The organism is Demequina soli, from assembly GCF_000971195.1.
Classification (GTDB): Bacteria; Actinomycetota; Actinomycetes; order Actinomycetales; family Demequinaceae; genus Demequina; species Demequina soli.
Genome location: NZ_BBLZ01000001.1, coordinates 600667 through 623506 on the forward strand (window position 1 = coordinate 600667; position 22840 = coordinate 623506).

At 75.0% G+C, this 22840-nt stretch carries 17 protein-coding genes; all 17 read right to left on the reverse strand.

The features are described from left to right. Nucleotides 1-3914 (reverse strand): PDDEXK-like endonuclease domain-containing protein (locus AOM04_RS02880; protein ID WP_062461939.1); only part of this gene is annotated, 3914 nt, incomplete at its 3' end. 221 nt (nucleotides 3915-4135) lie between these two features. Continuing rightward, entirely contained in the window at nucleotides 4136-5446 is a 1311-nt protein-coding gene (locus tag AOM04_RS02885; protein ID WP_228373594.1) for an MFS transporter, read from the reverse strand. Between the two features lie 218 nt (nucleotides 5447-5664). Further along, on the reverse strand, nucleotides 5665-6963 hold the full coding sequence (locus AOM04_RS02890; protein WP_062461946.1) for an MFS transporter: 1299 nt from the start codon (nucleotides 6961-6963) through the stop codon (nucleotides 5665-5667). Nucleotides 6964-7043: 80 nt separating this feature from the next. Further along, nucleotides 7044-8342: an MFS transporter gene (locus AOM04_RS02895; protein WP_062461949.1), complete on the reverse strand. Its 1299-nt coding sequence runs from the start codon at nucleotides 8340-8342 to the stop codon at nucleotides 7044-7046. Between the two features lie 236 nt (nucleotides 8343-8578). Continuing rightward, nucleotides 8579-9589 (reverse strand): amidohydrolase family protein, encoded by a 1011-nt coding sequence (locus AOM04_RS02900; protein WP_062461952.1) that lies wholly within the window; start codon nucleotides 9587-9589, stop codon nucleotides 8579-8581. Further along, complete coding sequence (locus AOM04_RS02905) at nucleotides 9586-10494, reverse strand: NAD(P)-dependent oxidoreductase (protein ID WP_062461956.1); 909 nt, start codon at nucleotides 10492-10494, stop codon at nucleotides 9586-9588. Before AOM04_RS02905 ends, AOM04_RS02900 begins: the two co-directional genes overlap by 4 nt. Continuing rightward, nucleotides 10491-11510, reverse strand: coding sequence for a VOC family protein (locus AOM04_RS02910; protein ID WP_082104307.1), 1020 nt, complete (start codon nucleotides 11508-11510; stop codon nucleotides 10491-10493). The genes AOM04_RS02905 and AOM04_RS02910 overlap by 4 nt, the downstream gene beginning before the upstream one ends. 13 nt (nucleotides 11511-11523) lie before the next feature. Then, nucleotides 11524-12576 (reverse strand): 4-oxalomesaconate tautomerase, encoded by a 1053-nt coding sequence (locus tag AOM04_RS02915; RefSeq protein ID WP_062461959.1) that lies wholly within the window; start codon nucleotides 12574-12576, stop codon nucleotides 11524-11526. Next, nucleotides 12573-13268, reverse strand: a complete 696-nt coding sequence (locus tag AOM04_RS02920) for a 4-carboxy-4-hydroxy-2-oxoadipate aldolase/oxaloacetate decarboxylase (protein ID WP_062461962.1) — start codon at nucleotides 13266-13268, stop codon at nucleotides 12573-12575. The genes AOM04_RS02915 and AOM04_RS02920 overlap by 4 nt, the downstream gene beginning before the upstream one ends. Nucleotide 13269: 1 nt before the next feature. After that, nucleotides 13270-14148, reverse strand: coding sequence for an ABC transporter ATP-binding protein (locus AOM04_RS02925; RefSeq protein ID WP_082104308.1), 879 nt, complete (start codon nucleotides 14146-14148; stop codon nucleotides 13270-13272). Continuing rightward, a complete protein-coding gene (locus AOM04_RS02930; RefSeq protein ID WP_062461965.1) occupies nucleotides 14149-14934 on the reverse strand; it encodes an ABC transporter permease in 786 nt (261 codons plus the stop codon). Continuing rightward, on the reverse strand, nucleotides 14931-15767 hold the full coding sequence (locus AOM04_RS02935; RefSeq protein WP_082104309.1) for an ABC transporter permease: 837 nt from the start codon (nucleotides 15765-15767) through the stop codon (nucleotides 14931-14933). The genes AOM04_RS02930 and AOM04_RS02935 overlap by 4 nt, the downstream gene beginning before the upstream one ends. A gap of 73 nt (nucleotides 15768-15840) precedes the next feature. Continuing rightward, complete coding sequence (locus tag AOM04_RS02940; RefSeq protein WP_082104310.1) at nucleotides 15841-16863, reverse strand: ABC transporter substrate-binding protein; 1023 nt, start codon at nucleotides 16861-16863, stop codon at nucleotides 15841-15843. A gap of 132 nt (nucleotides 16864-16995) precedes the next feature. Beyond that, complete coding sequence (locus tag AOM04_RS02945; protein WP_062462381.1) at nucleotides 16996-17622, reverse strand: GntR family transcriptional regulator; 627 nt, start codon at nucleotides 17620-17622, stop codon at nucleotides 16996-16998. Nucleotides 17623-17919: 297 nt separating this feature from the next. After that, nucleotides 17920-19224, reverse strand: coding sequence for an ROK family protein (locus AOM04_RS02950; protein WP_062461970.1), 1305 nt, complete (start codon nucleotides 19222-19224; stop codon nucleotides 17920-17922). A gap of 77 nt (nucleotides 19225-19301) precedes the next feature. Next, nucleotides 19302-20480 carry a lycopene cyclase family protein gene (locus tag AOM04_RS02955; RefSeq protein ID WP_062461973.1) on the reverse strand — a complete coding sequence of 393 codons (1179 nt, stop codon included), beginning with the start codon at nucleotides 20478-20480 and terminating at the stop codon, nucleotides 19302-19304. Between the two features lie 2 nt (nucleotides 20481-20482). Continuing rightward, complete coding sequence (locus AOM04_RS02960) at nucleotides 20483-22786, reverse strand: heavy metal translocating P-type ATPase (RefSeq protein WP_062461976.1); 2304 nt, start codon at nucleotides 22784-22786, stop codon at nucleotides 20483-20485. Nucleotides 22787-22840: the final 54 nt, after the last annotated feature.

Genomic DNA, 22840 nt, shown 5'->3' on the forward strand with positions numbered 1-22840 from the left:
GGGGCGGGCGTCTCGGGGTCGTCGTTCATGGGCTCATCGTCCGCCTCGGCGGCGGTCGCGTCCAATTCGAGCTCGGCCTGCACCGCGAGGGCGCGGGTCTCGACCTTGTCCGCGAGGATCTGCTCGGCGAGCATGACCGAGATGCCGAGCGTGACGTCGGGGGCCTCGACCGGCGCCGGCTCGGGCTCGGGCAGGTGCTCCTCGACGCGCAGCGCGGTGGTCGCGCCCGTGACCTCGGCGACGGCCTCGAGGTCGAACGCCTCCTCGACGGGCACCCGGATCTCGGACGTCTCGACGCCCAGGTCGAGCGTCGGCTGCTCCCACACGAGCGGCGCCCGCTGCCCTTCGACCGCGTCGACGATCGCGGCGACGGCAGCCTCGGGGTCCATGAACACGTCGAGCGTCCACAGCGACACGACGGTCCAGCCGAGCGCCTCGAGGCTCGCGTACTGGCGGCGCATGCGGTCGCGCACGCTGACGGAGCCGCCGTGGGCGGCCTCGTCGGTGACGACGGCGACGCGGAAGCCCCGGTCGTGGCGGCCGCCGACCACGAGCGGGATCGCGTCCGCGCCCGCACCGTAGCGGACGTGGACGGCGAAGCCCTGGGCGCGGAGTCGACCCGCGATGTCCGCGAGCAGCCAGTCCCCCGGCGCGGGCTCGGGGCGCTCGGGCGGCACGGGGGCGGCCGCGACCGCGACCACCAGCTCGCGCAGGCCGTCGACCCCGTCGCCCTCGGTGCCCTCGGCGATCGCGGCGAGGTCGTCGGCGCCGAGCGCGGTGACCACGGTGAGCCGCTCGTGGCTCGCCACGACGGCCTGGGCGAGCGCGTGCGCGCCCCACTCCTCGGACAGCACGCCCAGGCGCGCGGGCAGGGTGCCCTCGGCGTCGCGCGCGTAGCCGGGCGACAGGATGACCTCGTCGGCGTCGATGCCCGCGGCGTTGCCGAGCGTCACCACGGCGACGGATTCGGCCAGGCGCGCGCCCCGCTCCTCGAGGGCGTCGCGCAGGCGCGCGGCGTGGAGCTCGTTGCCGGCGGCCACCACGACGGTGCGGCGCGGCAGCGCGTGGACGATGCGGTCGGCGTGCTCGACGACGGCGGCGACCTCGGCGCGCGTGGACTCCACGGCGCGGGTGCCGGCCACGGCCGCGCCGCGCGCGTCGAGCACGGTGACGTCGAGTGCGTGCGGCTCGCCGGCCGAGGGCAGCGAGCTGAGCGCGCGGCCGTAGGCGAGGGAGCCGAGCACCCCGCTCACGCGCGGGTCGCGCGGCTGGGGCAGGGCGTGCAGCGGCACGCGCGGCAGCATGCGCGCGAACACGGACACGGCGGAGCGGGTCGCGGACTCCGCGTCTCCGACCACCACGATCTGGCGGGCGCGGGCGAGCGCGGGGACGGTCTCGGCGAGCGCGAGCGACTCAGCGCCGAACACGACCGCGAGGTCCAGGCAACGCGACGGCGGGGCGAGCCGCGACACCTGCTCGGCGGTCGCGAGCGTGATCGGGCGCAGCGCGCTCACGAGCGGCGCGTGGTCGCGCCACAGGTCGCGGTAGGGCGCGTCGGCGCCCTCGACCAGGGTCGCGAACAGGTCGCGCGCGAAGTCGGGGTGGCGGGCGATCGCGATGCGGCGGCGCTCCGCGACGGCGCGCATGAGCGGGCCCACGCGCGCGGCGGCGAAGTCGCGGTCGCGTGCGAGGAACTCCTCGACCACGCGGCCGACGGCGCCCTCCTCGGTCAGGCGCGGGTCGGCCGACACGATCGCGTCGAACGCCGAGGCCCACCACGCGAACTCGAGGTCGCGGCGCACCTGCTCGGCGGACGCGTCGCGCGCGGCGAGCTCGGCGAGCAGCGGGCCCAGGCCTGCGGCGTCGAGGTCGCGCTCGACGGGCACCTCCTCGGCGGCCTCGAGGGTGCCGGGCACGCCCTCCGCGAGGCGCTCGAGCACCTCGCGCACGCGCTCCCACGGCTGGTCGAGCAGGTCGGCCTCGCCCGACACCTGCGCGACGGGCCCGGCGATGCGCGACCACAGGCGCAGCACGTTCTCGATGCGGTCGGCGTAGAGGTCGAAGTCGTCGGGCACCACGGGCCAGCCGCCGGCGGAGCAGTGGGCGCGCCAGCGCAGCGCCTGCGCGTGGGCGGCGGCGAGGTTCTCGTGGAGGTCGTCCTTGGTGCGGCCGGGGCGCAGCAGCTCGACGGCGCGGCGGCGCAGCGCGCGACGGTCGCGGCGCGCGAGCTCGCCCGCCTGCGGCGTGCCGGGCGGCGCGGTGGCGGCCACCAGGTCGTGCAGCGAGCGGTGGAACACCGCGGGCGAGAAGATCTCGAGGGTGTCGCGCAGGTCGGTGAACAGCCCGACCTGCTCGGCCCACGCGGTGATGGTGCGGGCCTCGTCCATGCCGGTCTCGTGCGCCGCGATCTGCGCCTCGGCGCGCATCTTCGGCAGGTGCCGCACCACGAGCGTCGCGAGCGCCTCGTCGAGGCGCGCGCCCTCCGCGGGGTCGGACGTGACCTCGTGCCACCAGGGCACGAGCACGACGGCGGCGGCCTCGGGCGCCGGCGCCTCCTCGTCCGCGGGCGACTCGGGCCGCAGCCGCTCGACCATGGCGAGCGTGACGGACGCGAAACCGTGCTCGGCGACCAGCGCGGCCGCCTCGGCGCCCAGCCGCAGCTGCGTCTGCGGCGCGGGCGCGGTGGAGATGAGCCGCACGACCGCCTGGACGGCGTCGTACGCGCTCACGTCCCAGGGACGATGCGGGCGGTGGAGCGCGTCGAGGCGCGCCTGGAGCTCGTGGCGGGCGTGGAGCAGGCCCTCGCCGGCCCGGCGCAGGTCCTCGTCGTCGACGTCCTCGACGCCCATGGTCATCGACGTGAGCAGGCGGCGCCGGGCGGTCTCGTTCCACGAGGCGACCGCGCCGGAGACGTACGCGTCGGACGCGCCGACGTGGTCGAGGCGCCGGGCGACGGACCGCACCGACTGCTCGGTGCCGCCGACGGCCATGACGGCGCGGCCGGACGCGGCGGCGTCGGCGACGATGGCGGCGACGGTGCCCATGGGGTCGGACCCGGGCGGCGCCTGGAGGAACACGGAGCGGCCGGTGGCGATGAGGTCGAGCGCCGCGAACTCGGCGTCGTCCAGGTCACCGACGCCGCGCTCGGCGAACGGGTCGCGGTCGCCCTGCGGGAACGCCGGGAGCGGCTGCGCGAGCATCGCCTGGGCGTCGCGGTCGCCCGCGGTCGCGGCGAGCACGTCGGAGGCGCCGATGACGGCGTCCATGTCGTCCAGGTCGTCGAGGAGGCGCTGCTCCGGGTCGTCGAACGCGCCCACGAACAGCCGGTCGGCGACGTCGATGCCGGGGAACGCCTCGTCGAGCGTGCGGACGTGCTGCCACAGGGGGCGGGGGTCGAACTCGAGGCCCGGCCCCGCCTGCGGGGCCACGGCGGCGAGCCCGGCGTCGACGCCGCGGGAGCGGGCCTCGGACAGGAACACGGGGTTGACGGCGACGGCGTCGAGCATCGTCAGCAGCATGTCGCCCTGGCGGCCGGGCTCGAAGTGCACGGGCCGCATGACGAGCGGCATCTCGCGACGGCGGGAGTCCTCGTCCCACGCGACGGTGCCGACCACCATCGATGCGGTCCACACGCCGGTCGCGGCCTTGACGCGGTCCGCGCTCTCGCGGATCACGCGCAGGCGGTGCAGGGCCTGGGCGTAGTGCTCGGGGTCGCGGACGAGCGCGGCGAGCGAGGTGGGGCGGCCCGCGAAGAGCGGCGCGAGGCCGCCGGGGTGCGAGCCGCGCAGGTCGACGACGGTGGTCTCGCTCAGCGCGAGGTCCCGCAGGGGCGACACGGTCGCCAGCTGCTGGAGCTGCTCCCGCCATTCGCGAAGGGCGTCCGCGACGAGCGCGCGCCCGATGTAGTCGACCACCGTCCTACGGTAACGGTCGGGTCACGGTGCGAGGGGCCACCACGCCGCCTCGCCGGGCACCGGGAGCGCGCCGCGATCCACGCGAGCCGGACACTCCGGAAAAAGGGACAGTGCGCGCCGACTTTCGCAGCCGACACGCACTGTTGGGAGGATTCTGGGACCCCACCGGGCCCCGCGTCAAACCGGTGGACGAAACCCGATGTTAACGCCCGCATCGTCCCCTATCGGGGGCGACGCAGCGCCTCCCGCAGGGGCGGGACCACCACGCCGGCGGCGGCCATGTCGGCGCGCGCCAGGCGCCGGTTGCGCAGCACCCCGGCGACCCCGATCGCCCACGGGATGAGCAGGGTCGCGAAGGCGACGCGGTAGGCGTCCAGGGAGTAGTCGGTGACGCCGGCGGGCGAGACCGCCTGGAGAGTCACGCCGACGAGCACGATGCCCGCGATGGTCGACACGAAGCCGCCGACGTTGACGAACCCGGTCGCGGCGCCCATCGCCTCCTCGGGGCCGAACGTGCGGGCGTAGTCGAGCGCGATGAGCGACACGGGCCCGCCCGCGCCGATCACCGCCATGAGCACCCCCAGCTCCCACACCGGCCGCGGCGTGTCCGGGACCAGGATCGCCACCCACGCGAGAAGCGTCGCGACGGCGGACGCGAGCACCAGCCAGCTGCGGCGCAGCGGGTGGCGCGCCGTGAACGCGCCCGCGAGCGGGCCGGCAGCCATCTTGGTGAGCGTGATGACCATGAGCAGCGCGCTCGCCTGGCCGAGCGTGAGCCCCTGCGTCGACACGAAGAACGGCACGCCCCACAGCAGCGCGACCGTGTTCGCCGAGCACAGCGACAGGAAGTGCGTCCAGAAGCCCAGGCGCGTACCCGCCGGGCGGGCGGCCGCGCGGATGGACGCGCGCAGGGACGATGCGGGGGCCGGGCCGGGCGACGCGGGCGGCTGGGCGGCGGGCACCCCGATGGCTCGCGCCGCGAGCGCGCCGACCGCGAGCGTCACCGCGGCGAGCACCGCGAAGGTGGCGTCCCAGCCGAGGCCGTGCAGCAGCCAGGCGACCGGGATCGAGGTCGCGAGCTGGCCGGCCTGGCCCACGAGCCCCGTCACCTGCACGAGCACGGGCACGCGGCGCGCGGGGAACCACAGCGGGATGAGCCGGCACGCCGAGATGAAGATGGGGGCGTCGCCCGCGCCGATGAGGACGCGCGCGAGGATCGCGAGCGGGAGCGACGTGGTGACGGCGAGCAGCGCGGTGCCGACGGTCATGAGGACGGCGCCCCCGACCATGAGCCGGCGCGCTCCCCACCGGTCGAGCAGCGCGCCCGAGGGGAGCTGGAGCGCGGCATAGGTCGCGACCTGCGCGACCGCGAGGATCGACAGCCACGCGGCCTCGATCCCGAAGCGGTCGAGCGCGTCCACGCCCGCGACGCCGAGCGCGGTGCGGTTGACGATCGCGACGAAGTACAGCGCCATGCCCGCGACGAGCACGAGCCAGGCGGCACGCGGCGCGCGGTCGGGCGGTGCGGTCACGGGTCCTCCCAGGCTCGCCTCAGGCTAGGCGCGGCGCGGACCGGGCGCGCCGGACCTCGGTCCCGTGCCCCCGTGGCCCCGCCCCCGCCCCCGCCCCCGATTCGCTCAGCACGGTCCCCATGCGGACACGCCGGCCTGGACACGCTCACATGCTCACGGTGCCCGCGTGTCGCGGGTCAGACCGTGCGCAGCAACGCGGCGGGCGGGCGCGCGGCGTGTCAGCCGCGCCGGCGGCGCAGGGACTCGCGCAGCGGCGGGACCACCACGCCCTCCCCCGCCATCGCCGCGCGCGTGCGCCGCCGCGAGGACAGCACGCCCGCGACGCCGACGGCCCACGGGATCACCAGCACGCCGAACGCGAGCCGGTACTCGTCGAGCGAGTACACGGTGGCGCCCGCGGGCGAGGCCACCTGCAGCACGAGCCCGACGGTGAGGACCGACAGGATGGTCGCGCCGAAGCCGCCGACGTTGACGAACCCGCTCGCGGTGCCCATGCGGCGGCGCTCGGTGAACGTGCGCGCGAAGTCGAAGCCCACGGCGGACGCGGGCCCGCCGAGCCCGATCGCGAGCGTGAAGAGCACGAGCTGCCACATGGGCCGCGGGGTGTCGAACGCGAGGAGGGTCGCGAAGGCGACGAACGTGAGCGACGCCGAGCCGAGCACCAGCCACGAGCGCCGCAGCGGGTACCGCCCCGTGAGCCACCCGATGACGGGGCCGCCCGCCATCGCCGACAGGGTGAGGCACGTGAGCAGCAGGCTCGCCTGGGCGGGGGTCTTCTCCTGCGCGGTGACGAAGAACGGCACGCCCCACAGCAGCGCGAGCGTGTTGACGGGGAACAGGGTGACGAAGTGCGCCCAGAAGCCCAGCCGCGCGCCCGAGACGCCGACCGTGCCGCGCACCGCCGCCCACATGCCCTCGGGGGCGTCCGCCGGGCCGTCGGCGGGCGGGTTGCGCAGGCCCAGGCCCGCCGCGACGCCGACCGCGACGCTCACGGCCGCGATGACGGAGAAGGTGGTCGACCAGCCGACGGAGTGCAGCAGGGCGGCCACCGGGATCGCGGTGGCGAGCTGGCCCCCCTGGCCGATGAGGCCGGTCACCTGGACCAGGATCGGCACGCGTCGCGCGGGGAACCACAGCGCGATGAGGCGCGTGGCCCCGATGAAGATGGGCGCGTCGCCGGCGCCGATGAGCACCCGCGCGAGGATCGCGAGCGGCAGCGCGTGGGTGAACGCGAGCGCGGTCTGGCCGAGCGCCATCACCACGAGGCCCGCGGACATGATCGCCCGCGCCCCGTACCGGTCCATGAGCCGGCCCGCCGGCACCTGCAGCACCGCGTACGCCGCGACCTGGGCCACGGACAGCACCGCGAGGCCGGTCGCCTGGATCCCGAAGCGGTCGAGCGCCTCGACGCCCGCGACGCCCAGCACCGTGCGGTTGACGATCGCCACGAAGTAGGCGACCACGGCCGAGCCGTAGACGATCCACGCGGCGCGCGGCGCGCGCTCGTCAAGGCTCATGCGGGTCTCCTCGTGGGGGCGCGGGTCACGCGGCCCGCCGGGTCAGTATCCACCCGGCCGGCGCATCGTCCGGGGACGCGTCAGCCGCGCACCCGCTGGAGCGCCTCGCGCAGGGTCGGCACCACGATGCCGTCGCGCTCGAGGTCGCGGCGCGCGAGGCGGCGGTGGTGGATGACGCCCCACAGCCCGACCGCCCACGGCACCACGAGCAGGGAGAACGCGATCCGGTACTCGCCGAGCGTGTACGTCGCCGCGCCGGGAGGCGACACCGCCTGGAGCGTGAGGCCCACGGTGAGCACCGCGACGATGGTGGCGACGAAGCCGCCCATGTTGACGAAGCCGCTGGCGGTCGCGAGGCGATCCTTCTCGGTGAAGGTGCGCGCGAAGTCGATGCCGACGATGGACACGGGGCCGCCGATGCCCGTCGCGACCATGAGGAGCGCCAGCTGCCACAGCGGCCGCGGGGTGTCGAAGGCGAGCACGGCGGCCCACGCGACCGCGGTGGTGATCGCGGAGCCGAGCACGAGCCACGTGCGCCGCAGCGGGTGGCGCGCGGCGAAGATGCCGGCGATCGGGCCGCTCGCCATCGCGGACACGGTCAGCACGCTCAGCAGCAGGCTCGCCTGCTTCGCGGACACGCCCTGGCCGTCGACGAGGAACGGCACGCCCCACAGCAGGGCGACCGTGTTGGCCATGAACGGCGTGACGAAGTGCACCCAGAAGCCCAGGCGCGTGCCGGCGGGCCCGGTCGCGCCGCGCACGGCGGCCCACAGCCGCTCGCGCTCGAGCTCCTCCTGCGTGGCGGGCGGCCTGCGCAGCCCCAGGCCGGCGCCGACCGCGACCACCACGCCCGCGGCGGCGAGGATCGAGAAGGTCGCCGACCAGCCGGCCGCGTGCAGCAGCGCCGCGACGGGGATGGCGCTCGCGAGCTGGCCGGCCTGGCCGATGAGGCCGGTCACCTGGACCAGCACGGGCACCTGGCGCGGCGGGAACCATTCGCTGACCAGGCGGCTCGCGCCGATGAAGATGGGCGCGTCGCCCGCGCCGATGAGGACGCGCGCGACGATCGCGAGGCTCAGCGAGTGCGCGTGCGCGAGGACCAGCTGGCCGGCGGACATGACGAGCAGCCCCGTCACCATGACCGCGCGCGGGCCCAGCTTGTCGATCAGCCGTCCCGCGGGGATCTGCATGAGCGCGTACGCGCCGATCTGCGTGACGGAGAGCATCGCGAGGCCCGTGGCCTCGATCCCGAAGCGGTCGACGGCCACGGGGCCGGCGACGCCGAGCGCCGTGCGATGCACCACGGCGACGAAGTAGGCGGCCACCGCCGCGACGAACACGATCCAGGCGACGCGCGGCGCGCGTCCGTCGTGGGACATCAATCCTCCAGCTGTCGGACGAGGTCCCCCATCGGCAGGTCCATGAGGACCCCGCCCCAGCAGTATCCACCCGTTCGCGAGCGGCACCTGACCGTCACCCCCGATGCACCCCTCCACACAACGCGACGAATGAATCGTGTCAATGCTGCAACTCCCGGCACGAACCCCGAGAGCAGCGGTCACCAACGCAGAATCCGTGTGGAGAGGCGCATCGGGGCGCCACGGTGGCGAGGCGGTCACGCCCGCGCGAGCGCCGCCGCGAGCCGCGGATAGACCCGCATCGCGTTGCCCGACAGCACCGCCTCGCGGTCCGCGTCGCTCAGCCCCGCGGCCTCGACGTAGCGCAGCGTGTCGTCGAAGTAGTGGCCGGTCTCGGGGTCGATCCCGCGCACCGCGCCCACCATCTCCGAGCCGAACAGGACGTTCGCGTGCGGGATCACCGACATCAGCAGGTCGATCCCCGGCTGGTGGTAGACGCACGTGTCGAAGAACACGTTGCCCAGGAGGTGGTCCGCGAGCGCGGGCCTGCCGAGCATGTCCGCGAGGCCACGGTAGCGGCCCCAGTGGTACGGCACCGCTCCCCCGCCGTGCGGGATCACCAGGCGCAGGGCCGGGAGGTCGGCGAACAGGTCGCCCTGGAGCAGCTGCATGAACGCGGTCGTGTCGGCGTTCATGTAGTGCGCGCCGGTCGCGTGGAACGCCGGGTTGGCGGACGCGGAGACGTGGATCATGGCGGGCAGGTCGTGCGCGACGAGCGTCTCGTACAGCGGGTACCAGTAGCGGTCGGTGAGCGGCGGCGCGGTCCAGCGGCCGCCGCTGGGATCGGGGTTGAGGTTGACGCCCACGAAGCCCTCGGCGACGCGCCGCTCGACCTCGCGCACCGCGGCGTCGAGCCCCTCGCCCGGCGCCTGCGGCAGCTGGGCGACGCCCGCGAACACCCCCGGGAACAGGCCGACCACGCGCGCGATGAGGTCGTTGCATGCCTCCGTCCACGCCACCGAGGTGGACAGGTCCCCCAGGTGGTGGCCCATCGCGGAGGCGCGCGGCGAGAAGATCGTGAGGTCCGCGCCGCGCTCGCGGATGAGCCGCAGCTGGTTGGACTCGATGGTCTCGCGGATGTCCGCGTCGGGGATGTCCGGATAGGCCGGCGCGGCGACGCCCTCCTCCCACGCCGCGAGCTGCGCCTCGCGCCATGCGGCGTGCGCGGCGGGCGCGGTCGTGTAGTGCCCGTGGCAGTCGATGATCACGCGTCCACCTCGGCGTCCAGGCCCGCCGCCGCCCGCACGGCGTCGACGAGCCCCACGGTGGACGATGCGGGGAGCACCTCCCCGTAGCGCGCCGCCCACCGCTGCCGCTCGACGGTGGCGGTCGCCATCCACGGCGTCACCCCCGCGTCGGCGACGGTCGCGGCGGCCTCCTCCATCTCCTCCGCGCGCCGCACCCCGTGCTGGAGCGAGCGGGACATGAAGTAGCCGGCGATCGCGTCCCAGTCGGCCTCGGGCAGGATGTTCGACAGCGAGTCGAGCACGTCGCGCTCGACGCCGTACGCGCGGGCCGCGAGCAGCGACTCCGACAGCAGCGCCTCGAGCCCCTTGACCACCACGGAGCGGCACAGCTTGGTCGCGGCGGCCACCCCGATCTCCTCCGAGCCCGCGGTCGCCCCGACCAGCCCGTAGGACGGGGCGTCGACCAGGAACGATGCGGCGTGCGGCCCGCCGAGCAGGAACGGCGAGGCGAGGCGGCGCGGCTCGATGGGCGACATCAGCGCCGCCTCGACGTAGCGCCCACCCGAGGCCTCGACCGCCGCGCCGGCCTCGCGCTTGTGGCCCGGCGAGCTCGAGTTGAGGTCCACGAACCACGCGCCAGGCGCGAGCCCCACGGCGGCGGACGATGCGGCGGCCACGGAGTTCATGGCCGTCACCGCGGACACCACGAGGGTCGCGCCCGCGACGGCCTCGACCGCCGAGGCCGCCGGCGTCACGCCCAGGGCGCGGGCGTTCGCCGACGCGCGCGACGCATCGTCCCCGAAGGCCGTGTCCCACGCCGCGATCTCCGTGACGCCGAGCGCCCGCAGGTCCTCGACGAAGACCCGACCCACCTCGCCGAGCCCGATGAGGGCGACCCGCGGCGCGCCCGCCCCGGCGCCGGTCATCGCCGCGCGTCCCCGCTGGGACGCTTCCCCAGCATCCCGGTGGGCCGGTAGACGCGGTCGTCCTGCCCCTCCATGGGCGGGGTGCCGTGCGTGTGGAACGTCTCGATGGTGCCCAGCCCCCACGCCTGCCCGCGCCTGCGCTCGGGCTCCGTCCACGTCACCAGCGGCCAGTCGGGCGCGAGCACCAGGCGGGTGAGCGGGTTGCACAGCTCGATGCGGTTGCCGCCCGGCTCGAACACGTAGAGGAAGAAGGTCTGCTGGATGGCGTGCTTGTGGGGGCCGGTCTCGATGTGGACGCCCTGGTCGAGGCACAGGTCGGCGGCGCGCAGGATCTCCTCCCGCGTGTCGGTGGCGAACGCGAGGTGGTGGAGGCGGCCCGAGCCGCCGGTCCAGTCCTCGGTGTAGACCACGTCGTAGGACTTCTGCCCGAACGAGACCCACTGCGCGGCGATGCGGCCGTCGTCCATGCGGATCTGCTCGGTGGGGCGCGCGCCGAGGAGGTCGACGTGGAACGACGACGCCTCGAGCGGGCGCGCGGCGAGGAAGTTGATGTGGTCGAAGCGGCGCACCCCGACGCCGCGGTTGGGCTTGGCCTGCGCCTGGTTCTTCAGCCCCGCGGCGAGGTTCTCGGGGGCCTCGTACCAGACGGTGTCGTAGTACAGCGCGATCTCGTGGCCGTCCGGGTCGGCGGTGACGAACGTGCGGCCGCGCCCGGCGACGCCGTCCTCCCACTCCCCGGTCCCGCCCGCGTCGAGGATCGCGGTGACGCGCGCCTCGAGGGCCTCCTCGCTGGCGGCGCGGAACGCGGTGCGCCGGATCCCGGCCTGCGGGGCCTGGCACGCGATGATCGAGCACTCCTCGTAGTCGTCGTACGCGCGCAGGAACGCCATGCCGTCGACGCGGCGCACCTCGGTCATGCCGAGGATGTTCTCGAAGAACCACACGGTCGCGTCGAGGTCGGGCGTGTTCAGCATCGCGTAGCCGAGGTGGGCGATCCAGCCGCGGGGTGCGGGCATCGTTGCTCCTTCGTCAGGGCCGGGGGAAGACCCGGCCGTCCATGATCATGCGGGCCGTCCGGACCACCCGCGCGGGCCCCACGCCGGTGCGGTCGCCCGCGGCGGGGTCGACGTGAAGGTCCAGGTAGCCGGTGGGGTGCTCGACGCGCAGGGGGGCGCCTGCGGCCGGCGCGACGGCGAGCCCGTCGGCGACCGTGCCGGGCACGCGCACCGCCGCGGCCACGGACGAGGCGCCGAGCACCCCGATGGCCTCGTGGACCCGGAACGGGATGAAGCTGCGCGTGCGGATCGCGCCGCCCGCGGCGGGCGCGGACACGAGCACGATCTTGGGCGTGGTGGTGGTCTCGGGGGTGCCGTCGATGCCCATGAGCGGGAACGCGGCGGCCCGGATGCGCACGATGCGCTCCACCAGGGCGGCGTCCGCCTCGAGGTCGGCGGGCGCCTCCCCCCCGGACAGCCCCAGGTCGGCGGCGCGCACGAGCACGGACTTCATGCCGTTGTCGATGAGCGTGGCCTCGACCCCGTCGAGCACGTCGACGGGACGGCCGGTGGGCAGCAGCGCGCCGGACGATCCCTCGAGCGCGACCTCGATGGGCGCCGCGGTGCCGGGCACCCCGGAGATCGCGGCGTCCCCCGCATAGGTCACCTCGCCGCCCGGGGTGCGGACGGTGAGGGCCGCGATCGCGCCCGTGTTGACCAGCCGCACGCGCACCTCGGTGGCGCCGTCGCGCGCCGGGACCAGCCCGCGGTCGATCGCGAACGGCGCGACCGCCGCGAGCATGTTGCCGCACGTCTGCGAGGTCGAGACCACCGCATCGTCCACCACCACCTGGAGGAACAGGTAGTCGACGTCGGCCGTCGCGTCCGGCGACGGGCTCACGACGGCGACCTTGCTGGTGAGCGGGTGCGCCCCGCCCAGGCCGTCGATCTGGCGCACGTCGGGGCTGCCCATGATGCGCAGCAGCAGGCCGTCGCGCGCGGCGGGGTCGGCGGGCAGGTCGGAGGCGAGGAACACGGGGCCCTTCGAGGTGCCGCCGCGCATGAGCGCGCAGGGGATGCCGGTCATGCGGGCCCGGCCTCGGGGTGGCGGCGGTAGGTCACCCCGAGCTCGGCGAGCACGGGGCGCATGCCGTAGCGGTCGAGCCCGAGCTCGCCCGCGAGGAACGCGTCCCGCGTGGCCTCCTCCTTGGCGAGGCGGGCGCGCGAGGCGTCCAGCGCATCGTCCGCCCGCGCGCGCGGGACCACCACGATGCCGTCGTCGTCGGCGACCAGGATGTCGCCCGCATCGATGACCTGGCCGCCCACGATCACGGGCACGTTGACCGCGCCTGGCGTGTTCTTGACGGTGCCCATGACGTTGATGTGGCGCGCCCACACCGGGAAGCCCATGTCACGCAGCTCCTGCGTGTCGCGCACCCCGGCGTCGATGATCGCGCCGGCGACGCCGCGGCGCTGCAGGCCCGTCGCGAACAGCTCGCCGAACATGCCGTGCGAGGACGGCTCGCGGGTGGTGACGACGAGGATGTCGCCGGGCCCGCACTGCTCGATCGCCGCGTGGATCATGAGGTTGTCGCCGGGCCAGCTCATCACCGTGACCGCCGTGCCCGCGAGGCGCGCCCCCTGCTGGATGGGGCGCAGGTCGGAGATCTGGCCGGTGCGGCCCATCGCCTCGTGCACCGTCGCGGCGCCGATGCGCGAGAACGCGTCGACGGTCGCGCGCGGCGGCCGCGGCGGGTCGGTGAGGATCACCGTCTCCATGTCAGGCGCCCCCGCCGGGCAGGGGCGCGTCGGGCCGGTCGCCGCGCTTGGCGCGCTGGATGAGCGCGTAGACGTGGCCGCGCAGCTCGCCGAAGCGCGCGTCGGAGCGGGTGGTGAGCTGGTCGCGCTTGGCGGGCAGGTCCACGCGCACGTCCTCCATGAGCACGGTCGGGCGGTTCGACAGGACGATGACGCGCTCGCCCAGGTAGACGGCCTCGTCGATGTCGTGGGTGACGAAGAGCACGGTGACGCCGAGGCGCTTCCACAGGGAGCGCACCAGGTCCTCGAGCTCGGCGCGGGTCTGCGCGTCGACCGCCGCGAACGGCTCGTCCATGAGGAGCACGGTGGGCTCGTACGCGATCGCGCGGGCGATCGCGACGCGCTGCTGCATGCCGCCGGACAGCTGCCACGGGTGCTGGTCGGCGGCCTCGGTGAGGCCCACCTCCTCGAGCGCCGTGAGCGCCTTGGCGCGCCGCTCCACCTTGCCCAGGCCCTTCTCCTTGAGGGGCAGCTCGACGTTCTGGCGCACCGTCATCCACGGGAACAGCGAGCGGCCGTACTCCTGGAACACGACCGCCATGCCCTGAGGCGGGCCCGTCACGGTCGCGCCGTCGAGGACCACCTCGCCGGAGGTGAGCTCGAGCAGGCCCGCGATCGAGCGCAGCAGGGTGGTCTTGCCGGCGCCCGAGGGACCCACGACGCACACGAGCTCGCCCTTGCGGATCGAGAAGTCGAGGCGGCGGATCGCCTCGACCTGGGGGCGCCCGGGGGTGTCGTACGTCTTCTGGACGCCGCGCAGGTCCAGGGCGACCGCATCGTCCCGCGCGGGGGTCTCCCGCTCGGGTCGGAGCGAGGTCAGGGGGGCCTTCAGGATGGACATCTACTCTCCTCGCTCGATCTGACGCTGCCCCTGGTACCAGGCGAGCATCCGGTTCTCGACGGCGCGGAAGAGCGCCGCCAGCACGACTCCGATGAGGCCGAGCACGATGATGCCGGTCCACATCTGGGGGATGGCGAAGCTCCTCTGGAACTGCACGATCGCGGCGCCGAGGCCGCGGTTGGCCCCGAACAGCTCCGAGATCACCATGAGGATCACGCCGATGGACAGGGCCTGGCGGGCGCCCGCGAAGATGCGGGGGCTCGCGCCGGGCAGGACCACGAACGTCAGGCGGCGCCACGTGCTCAGCCGGTAGCTGCGCGCCGTGTCGGTGAGGGTCGGCTCGAGGCCGCGCACCCCCTCGACCGTGTTGAGCAGGATGGGCCACAGGCAGCCGAGCGCGATGGTGAGGACCTTGCCGAGCGAGCCGGTGTAGCCCGCGAACAGGGCGATGATCGGCACCATCACGGGCGGCGGGATGGCCCGGAAGAACTCGAGGACGGGCTCGGACAGCGCACGCAGGCGGGGCATGAGACCGATCGCGGTGCCGAGCACGATGCCGACGATCACCGCGAGCGCGTAGCCGATGGCGAGCCGCGTGAGGCTGGGCACCACGTCGCCGACGAAGCGGTCCCACGTCCACGTGGTGGGGAACGTCTGGATGATCTTCTGCAGCGGCGGCCAGAACGGGCTGGTCGAGTCCGCGGACGCGACCCACCAGGCGGCGAGCAGGACGATCGGCAGGCCGAGCGCGATGGCGGCGCGGCGGGCCAGGGCGACGATGCTCATGCGGCCTCGCTCCTCACGGACGGGTGCCACCACAGGGCCTTGCGCTCGACCACGCGGGCGAGCAGGTTGACCGCGACGCCGATGAGGCCGACCACGATGACGAGCGCGTAGGTCTCGGCGACGGCGCCGGAGCTCTGGGCGACGCCGATGTCGCGGCCGAGGCCGGGGACGCCGATGACGAGCTCGGCGGTGATCTCGAGGATGAGCGCGACGGCCGCCGCGAGGCGGAACGCGGTCATGATGTACGGCAGCGCGGTCGGGTAGATGACGCTGCGGGCGACGCGCAGCGGCCCGAAGCGGTACGAGCGCGCGGTGTCCCGCGCGACCGGGTCCACGTCCGCGACGCCGTAGAGCACCTGGACCAGCACCTGCCAGAACGCCGCGTAGAGCACGAGCAGGAACGCCGACGCCGGCTTGGTGCCGTACATGAGCACCACGAGCGGGATGAGCGCGACCGACGGGATGGGGCGCAGGAACTCGATGGTGGAGCGCGTCACGGCCCGCAGCCACGGCAGGCTGCCGATGACGAAGCCGGCGAGGATGCCGAGCGCCATCGCGGCGCCGAGGCCCACGGCCCAGCCGCGCACGGTCAGCCACAGGGACTGCCAGAAGTCGGCCTCGCCGAGCAGCTGGAACAGCTTCGCGTACATCTCGCTGACCGGGGGAAGGAAGGCGGGGTTGACGATGCCGGTGCGGGAGAGCGTCTCCGCTCCGACCAGGACGATCGCGACCCCGAGGACGCCGAGCCAGGCGTCCGGGCGGCGCCGGCCGCGCCGCGCGCGGGGGGTGCCGCGTGTCGCGGCGGGTGCCAGCGTGGCTGGGCTCGAGCTCACGGGTGCTCCGAATCTTCGTCGATTCCAGGGGGTGGTGCCGGGGCCGCGGCTCGCGCCGCGGCCCCGGCCGGGATCACTTGAGCGCCGACAGGTCGGGCACCTCGGTGAGGAAGCCGTCGGTGACGGCCAGCTGGGCGAGCAGGTCGACGCTGTTGGAGTCGATCGTGCTGGGCCACTTGGGCAGGACGACCGCCTGCTGCGTGGCCTCGTCCATGCTCGTGTAGGTCGCGAGCACCGCCCGGACGGCGTCGGGGTTGGAATTCGCGTAGTCGAGCGACTTCTCCATGGCCGCCTTGAAGGCGTCCACGACCGCGGGGTCCGACGACGCGTAGTCGGCGGACGTGAAGTACTCGGCGATCATGAGGTTGGGGTCCGTCAGCGCGTAGTTCGAGCCGAGGTTGGTGAGGTCCTGGCCCGTGCCGACGGTGAGGAACGGCTCGACGACCTGGCCGGCGTCGACGTCGCCCGACACGATCGCGGGGACGATGTCGGGGAACGCGAGCTCGACGTAGGTGATGGTCGACGGGTCGCCGCCCGCGTCGGTGACGGCCTTGTTGATGGTCGACGTGTTGATGTTGTTGAGCGTGTTGACGGCGACCTTCTTGCCCTCGAGGTCCTTGTAGCCCGAGATGCCGGAGTCCGCCTTGACGAGCACGCCGCCGAAGTCCTTCATCTCGTCGCCCGTCGTGGACACGCCGGGCGCGACCGCCTGGATCCCGAGGGCGTTGGACTGGGCGAGGATCAGGGACGTCGTGTTGCTGAAGCCGAACTGGAACTGGCCGCTCACCACGCCGGGGACGATCGCCGCGCCGCCCTGGGCGAGCTCGAGGGTGACGTTGAGGCCCTCGTCGGTGAAGAAGCCCTCCTGCACGCCGAGGTAGATGGGCGCCACGTCGAGGATGGGGATGACGCCGACCGTGATGTCGGTGGGCTCCATCATCGCGCCGGACGAGGCCGACTCGCTGGGCATGGAGCCGGACGACGACTCCGTGGTGCTCGGGCTGTCCGAGCTGCACGCGGCGAGCGCGAGGACGCTCACCGCGGCCATCGAGCCGAGCGCGGCACGCAGCCGAGCGGACGGGGACTTGATCTGCATGGACTCCTCCTTGAGACCTGCACCCTCACCCTTGAAGGTGCCGCACGGCCACCGTAGCAAGATTGTTGACAATCTTGTAGACGATATTGGCAACTTTTCGGTCACGATGCGCGCGGCCGGCCCGCGCGGGCCTCACCCGATGCCGCGGAGGGCCTCGATCACCGACCCGATGTGCGCCCTCATCGCCGCCTCGGCACCGTCGGGGTCGCGCCCGACCACGGCGTCGATGATCGCCTGGTGCTGGTGGACCGACACCTTCGAGCGGCCCGGCACGCGCGACAGCGCGAACTGGTGGCGGACCATCTGGCCGTGGAGCTGGGCGATGATGCCGCTGGCCTTCTCGTGGCGCGCGATGTCGCGCAGCGAGGAGTGCAGGCGCGCGTTGAGGTCGCTGTAGAGCGCGAGCTCCCCCGCCGCCACCGCGTCGTGCATCTGGCGCCCGATCGCCTCGAGCCCCGTCGCCTCCTCGTCGCTCACCCGCTCGGCGGCGCGGCGCGCGATGAGCCCCTCGACCACCTGGCGGACCTCGGTGATCTCGCACGCCTCCTCAAGCGATATCTCGCGGATGCGGGCGCCGACGTTGCGTTGCCTCTCGACCAGGCCGTCGGCCTCGAGCGCCTGCAGCGCGGCGCGGATCGCGAAGCGGCTCGCGTCGAACGCCTCGCAGAGGTCACTCTCGACCAGGCGCTGCCGGGGCGCGAACTCGCCGCGCAGGATCGCGGCCCTCAGCTCGTCCAGCACGCGGGGATCGGCGGCCATGAACCCTCCCTCCGGCGCGACGGCCACACTGCCTCGCGCACGACCAACAATATTGTCGACAATACAGGCACGGACGCGGAGACCGGCGTGGCGCGCGCCGCATGGGCCAGCTGTCTCCGCGCGCCGCGTGCGCCAGCTGTCTCCGCGCGCCGCATGCGCCTCTCCACACATCGCGCGGGATGAATCGTGTCAACTCTGCAACTCGCGCCATGAACCCCGAGAAGAGCGGTCCCCGATGCAGATCGTGTGTGGAGAGGCACATCGGGGCCAGGGTCAGGGACGGGACGCGCGGCGCGGTCAGGCGACCGGGACCGTCGCCGTCGCAGGGCTCGAGACGACGGGCACGAGCGTCGGGTCGTCGAACATCGGCGTGAGGCCGTGACGCGCGGCACCCATGAGCCCGGCGCGGCGGCCCAGCCGGCTGCTCTCCACCACGAGGGGCGCGAGGCGCTCGGTGCGCGGCGCGAGCTGCATCTGGATGCCGGGCTCGAGCCAGCGGCGCAGGCCGGCAAGGTAACCGCCGAGCACGAGCGTGGTGGGGTTGACCACGTCGTACACGGAGCGGACGGCCGCGCCCACGATGTCTCCCGCGCGCAGCGCCACGTCGACGGCGCGCTTCTCGCCGCGGTCGAGCCGCGCGCGCAGCTCGTCGAGCGCGGCCTGGCGGCCGCCGAGCTCGGCCAGTTCGGTCAGGCGCGCCGACGTGAGGAGCGCATCGGCACCCACGTATGCGTTGAGGCAGCCGTTCGCGCCGCAGGCGCACGAGCGTCCGCGCCAGTCGACCGTGACGTGGCCGATCTCGCCGCCGTAGCCGCGGCCGCCCTGGAGGATCCTGCCGTCGGCGACCACGCCGCCGCCGATCCCCGAGGTGACGGATCCCTCGAGGTAGAGCATGACGTCAGGGCGCGGCTGCGGCAGCGCGGCGTGCTCGGCGAGCGCCGCCGCGTTGGCGTCGTTGATGACCTCGATCGCGAGCCCGGCGGGCGCGCCGGCCGCGCGGATGAGCGTGACGAGCTCGAGGTGGCCCCACCCGAACTCCGCCGTGTCGGCGATGCGGTTGTCGCGTCCCACGGGCCCGGGCACCGTGACGACGCAGGCGAGCAGCACCCCTCCGTGCTCGCGGGCCGTGGCCTCGCCGTTGGCGATGAGCGCCGCGACCGCGTCGGCGCAGTCGCCGGGCTGGCCCCACGCGAGCGTGACGCCGCGCGTCGACGAGTCGAGCAGCAGGCCGGCGCTCGAGTACAGCTCCGCCGTCACGCGGGTGCGCTCGATGCGCACCGCGAGCGCGACGCAGCGGTCGGGCACCTGGGCGACGGTGACGCGCGGACGCCCGCGGCCGCGCGCCTCGCCGGAGGCGCCGTGGACGTCGCGGACCAGCCCGCGGGACTGCAGGTCCGCGACGAGGTTGGTGACCGAGGCGGCGGCCATGCCGGTCGCGTGCTCGATGTCCTTGCGGCTGAGCGGGGCGCCGTCGCGCAGCATGCGCATGACGACGCCGAGGTTGTGGGAACGCAGCGTCGACGGGTCCGCCGCGGCGGGGCCGTGGAGGCGCGCGACGGGGCGCGCCGCGACGTCGCGGCCGCTCGACGGCACCGTTCCCATGGGTCGCAAGGGTACGCGCGTGCACCGCGAGGACGGCGAAGCCCCTGGTCGCGCGCCGGGCGAGCGTGTCGCGGCGGTCACCACCGCGCCACCGGCGCCGCCCAGGCGCGCAGCCGCGAGCGGGCGAACTCGGGCAGCGACGCGACGATCCGCAGCTGCTCGGCGGCGCTCGCCTCCTCGTCGAGGAAGCGCAGGACCCGGTCGACGGGATGGCGCAGCAGCAGGGCCGCGAGCACCTCCTGCGCACCCGCCGGGTCGTCGCGGATCACGCGCAGCAGCGCGCCGTCGAGGACGCGCGCCCACGCGCTCGCCGGCAGCGCGCGCCCGGGGTCGGTCCCGGCCGCGAGCGCCGCGGCGAGGGCGGCCGAGTGGCGCTGGATCCGCGCGAACCCGTACCCGGTGCTGGCCTTGACCATGCCCGCGCGGGCGCCCACGGGGACGACCGCGCCGGCCGCGCGCGCGGCGGGGTGCGCGTCGAGCGGGATGGACCCGCGCTCCCGCGGGACGATGCGGTGGTCGCCGAGCCCGAGGACGTCGCCGAGGTAGGCGTCGAGCGCCTGCGCCGCGTCGACGGGCGCCTCGTCCGCGGCTTCGCCGCCGGGCACCACGAACCGCACGCGTTCGACGAGCGCGCGCCGGGCCGACGACGGCAGCACATACATGAAGGCGAGGCCGTCGGCCTGGTCGGTGCGGAAGTCCATGAGCGTCACGGCGTCGGGGTCGAACGCGTCGGCCTCGGTCTCGATGGTCACGCCGTCCAGCTCGAGGCGCGGACCGGCGTCCGCGGGTCGCGGGGGCTCCCCCGGGCCCACGCCGTCGAGCACCCACCGCGCCGCGATGTCGGCCGTGCCGCCGCCCGGGAGGTCGACGGCGACCGCCGCCCGCGCATCGTCCCCCGACAGGGCGATCGCCCGTCCGGTCAGGCGTCGCCATCCGCGCCGCGCGAGCGCCTCGTCGGCGGCGGACCCGAGCGCGGGGCCGGTGAGCGTGCGGTAGGCGTACGGCTCGAGGGGCATGCGGCGCGCCCAGCGCTCGCCGGCCACCGTCGCGGTCGGCAGCACGCTCTCGGCAATGCGGTCGAGCAGGAGCTCGCCGCGGCTCCACCAGGCCCACGCGCGGCCGTCGAGCGGGCGGGAGGCGTCGTCGACCACGACGAGGTCGCCGTCCCACGCCGACTCCGCGAGGTGGCAGACGAGCGACAGCCCGGCCGCTCCCCCGCCGAGGATGACGGCGTCCGCATGCTCGACGGGGCGCATCGTCACCCTCCCAGGGCCGGGACCAGGCTGAACGCACCCTCGTCCTCCTGGGCGTTGTGCAGGCGCAGCACGGCGTACAAGCCGTAGAGCAGGCGCCGCAGCTCCACCACGTCGTCGGGGCCGGCCGCGTCCTCGCCCTCGCCCACCGCGTCCAGCAGCCGACGCACGCGCGCGACCTGGTGCTCGATCTCCGCGTGGGTGCGGCTGAGCGCCGCGACCGCCTCGTCGCTGCCGAGCGCGCGGGCGACGATCGGCACGAGGCGCTCCTCGTCGGCCCGCTCGTGAGGCAGGACGTCGGTCTCGAGCTCGGAAGCGAGGGCGCGCGCGTCGGCGAGGTCGGGCGCGCCCGCCGAGAGGGCGTCCGCGACCGCGGCGACGCGCTCGACCAGCGGGGCGAGCGACTCGTGCTGGACGCGCAGCGCCGCGAGCGTCGCGCGGTCCGCCTCGGTGAGGGTCGCGGTGCGGGCGGGGCCGGGCAGGACGGCGCGCAGGGCGACGGCGATCGCGAGGATGTCGATGCCCTCCTGGAGGGCCGCCCCGACGGTCGGCGCGAGGTGGCCGAGCGCGGCGGCGACCATCGCGACGAGCGACAGCCCCATGCCCACGACCACGGCCTGGCGCGCGATGCCGCGGGAGCGGCGCGCGACCTGCATGGCGTCGGCGAGCGCCTCGACGCGGTCGACGGTGAGGACCACGTCGGCGGCCTCGGACGATGCGGTGGCGCCGCGGGCGGCGAGCGCGACCCCGACGTCGGCGGCCGCGAGCGCGGGGGCGTCGTTGATGCCGTCGCCCACCATCACGGTCGAGCCGCGCTCCCGCTCCCGGCCGAGCGCCGCGAGCTTGTCCTCGGGCGTGCACTCGGCGATCACCTCGTCGACGCCGACGATCCGCCCGACCATGTGCGCGACGTCGGGGCGGTCGCCCGTCGCGAGGACGATGCGGCGCACGCCGGCCGCGCGCAGCGCCCGGACCATGCGGGGCGCGTCGGGGCGGACGGGGTCCTGGAGCAGCATCGCGGCGGCCAGCTCGCCGTCGACCTCGACGAGGACGCTCATCGAGCCGTCGAGGTCGGCGCGGCGGCGCACCTGGCGGGACCACGGGCCGGGCTGCGGGCCCGCGATCCACGCGGGCCGGCCGACGCGCACGCGGCGCCCGTCGACGGTGCCGGCCACGCCCTGGCCGCGGACCTCGTCGGCCGTCTCGGGCATCGTGAGCGCGAGCACGCGCACGAGCGCCGCCTCGACGATCGGCCCCGCCAGCACGTGCGCCGACACCTGGTCGAGGCTCGCGGCCAGGCGCAGGGCCTCCGCCGCATCGTGCCCCGGCGCGGGGACGAGCCGCGTGAGCGCGGGCCGGCCGCGCGTGAGCGTGCCGGTCTTGTCGACCACCATGACGCGCGCCGCGGCGAGGCGCTCGAGCGCGCCGCCGCCCTTGACCACGACGCCGAGGCGCGCGGAGCGAGACAGGCCGGACACGATCGCGATGGGCGCCGCGAGCAACAGGGGGCACGGCGTCGCGACGACGAGGACCGCGACGGCGCGCACGGGGTCGCCGGAGGCCCACCACGCGGCGCCCGCGAGGGCGAGGGTGAGCGGCACGAACGCGATGGCCCACCGGTCGGCGCTGCGCACGAACGGCGCCGACGCCGCCTGCGCCTGCGCGACCAGGCGCACGAGGGCTGCATAAGTAGAGGTGTCGGCGGTGGTGGTGGTGACGATCTCGAGCGGCGCGCCCGCGTTGACCACGCCCGAGCGGACGTCCTCGCCGGCCGCCCGCTCGACGGGCACGGACTCGCCGGTGAGCGCGGACTCGTCGAGGGTCGCGGCGGCGGTGAGGCGCCCGTCGACGGCGACCACCTCGCCCGGCCGCACGAGCAGGTGCTCGCCCAGGCCCACCTCGCCGACCGCGACCTCCTCGATCCCGGCCGAGGTGAGGCGGCGGGCGGTGCGGGGCGCGCGCTCGGTGAGGAGGCTGAGCTCGCGGCGGGCGCGGGCGTCGGCGCGGGCCTCCAGCACCTGCCCGGTGGCGAGCATGAGGGTGATGATGGCGCCGGCGAGCGGCTCGCCGACCGCGAGGGCGCCCGCGAGCGCGAGCACGGCGATGATGTCGACCGTGGGGCGACGGTGGCGGGCGGCGTCGAGCGTCGACCAGCCGGAGAACGCGAGGCCGAGGACGGTGCCGGCGACCCATAGGACGGTCGCGGCGTCGGGGGCGGAGATCCACCAGGCGACGGCGCCCCCGGCCAGCAGGAGACCCGAGGCGATCAGCACGATCGCCTCGAGATGCCGCCGGACCATCCCGACCATACGGCCACGGTATGCCCGGCCTCCGACACCGAGACGGGGCCTAGGTCACGGGAG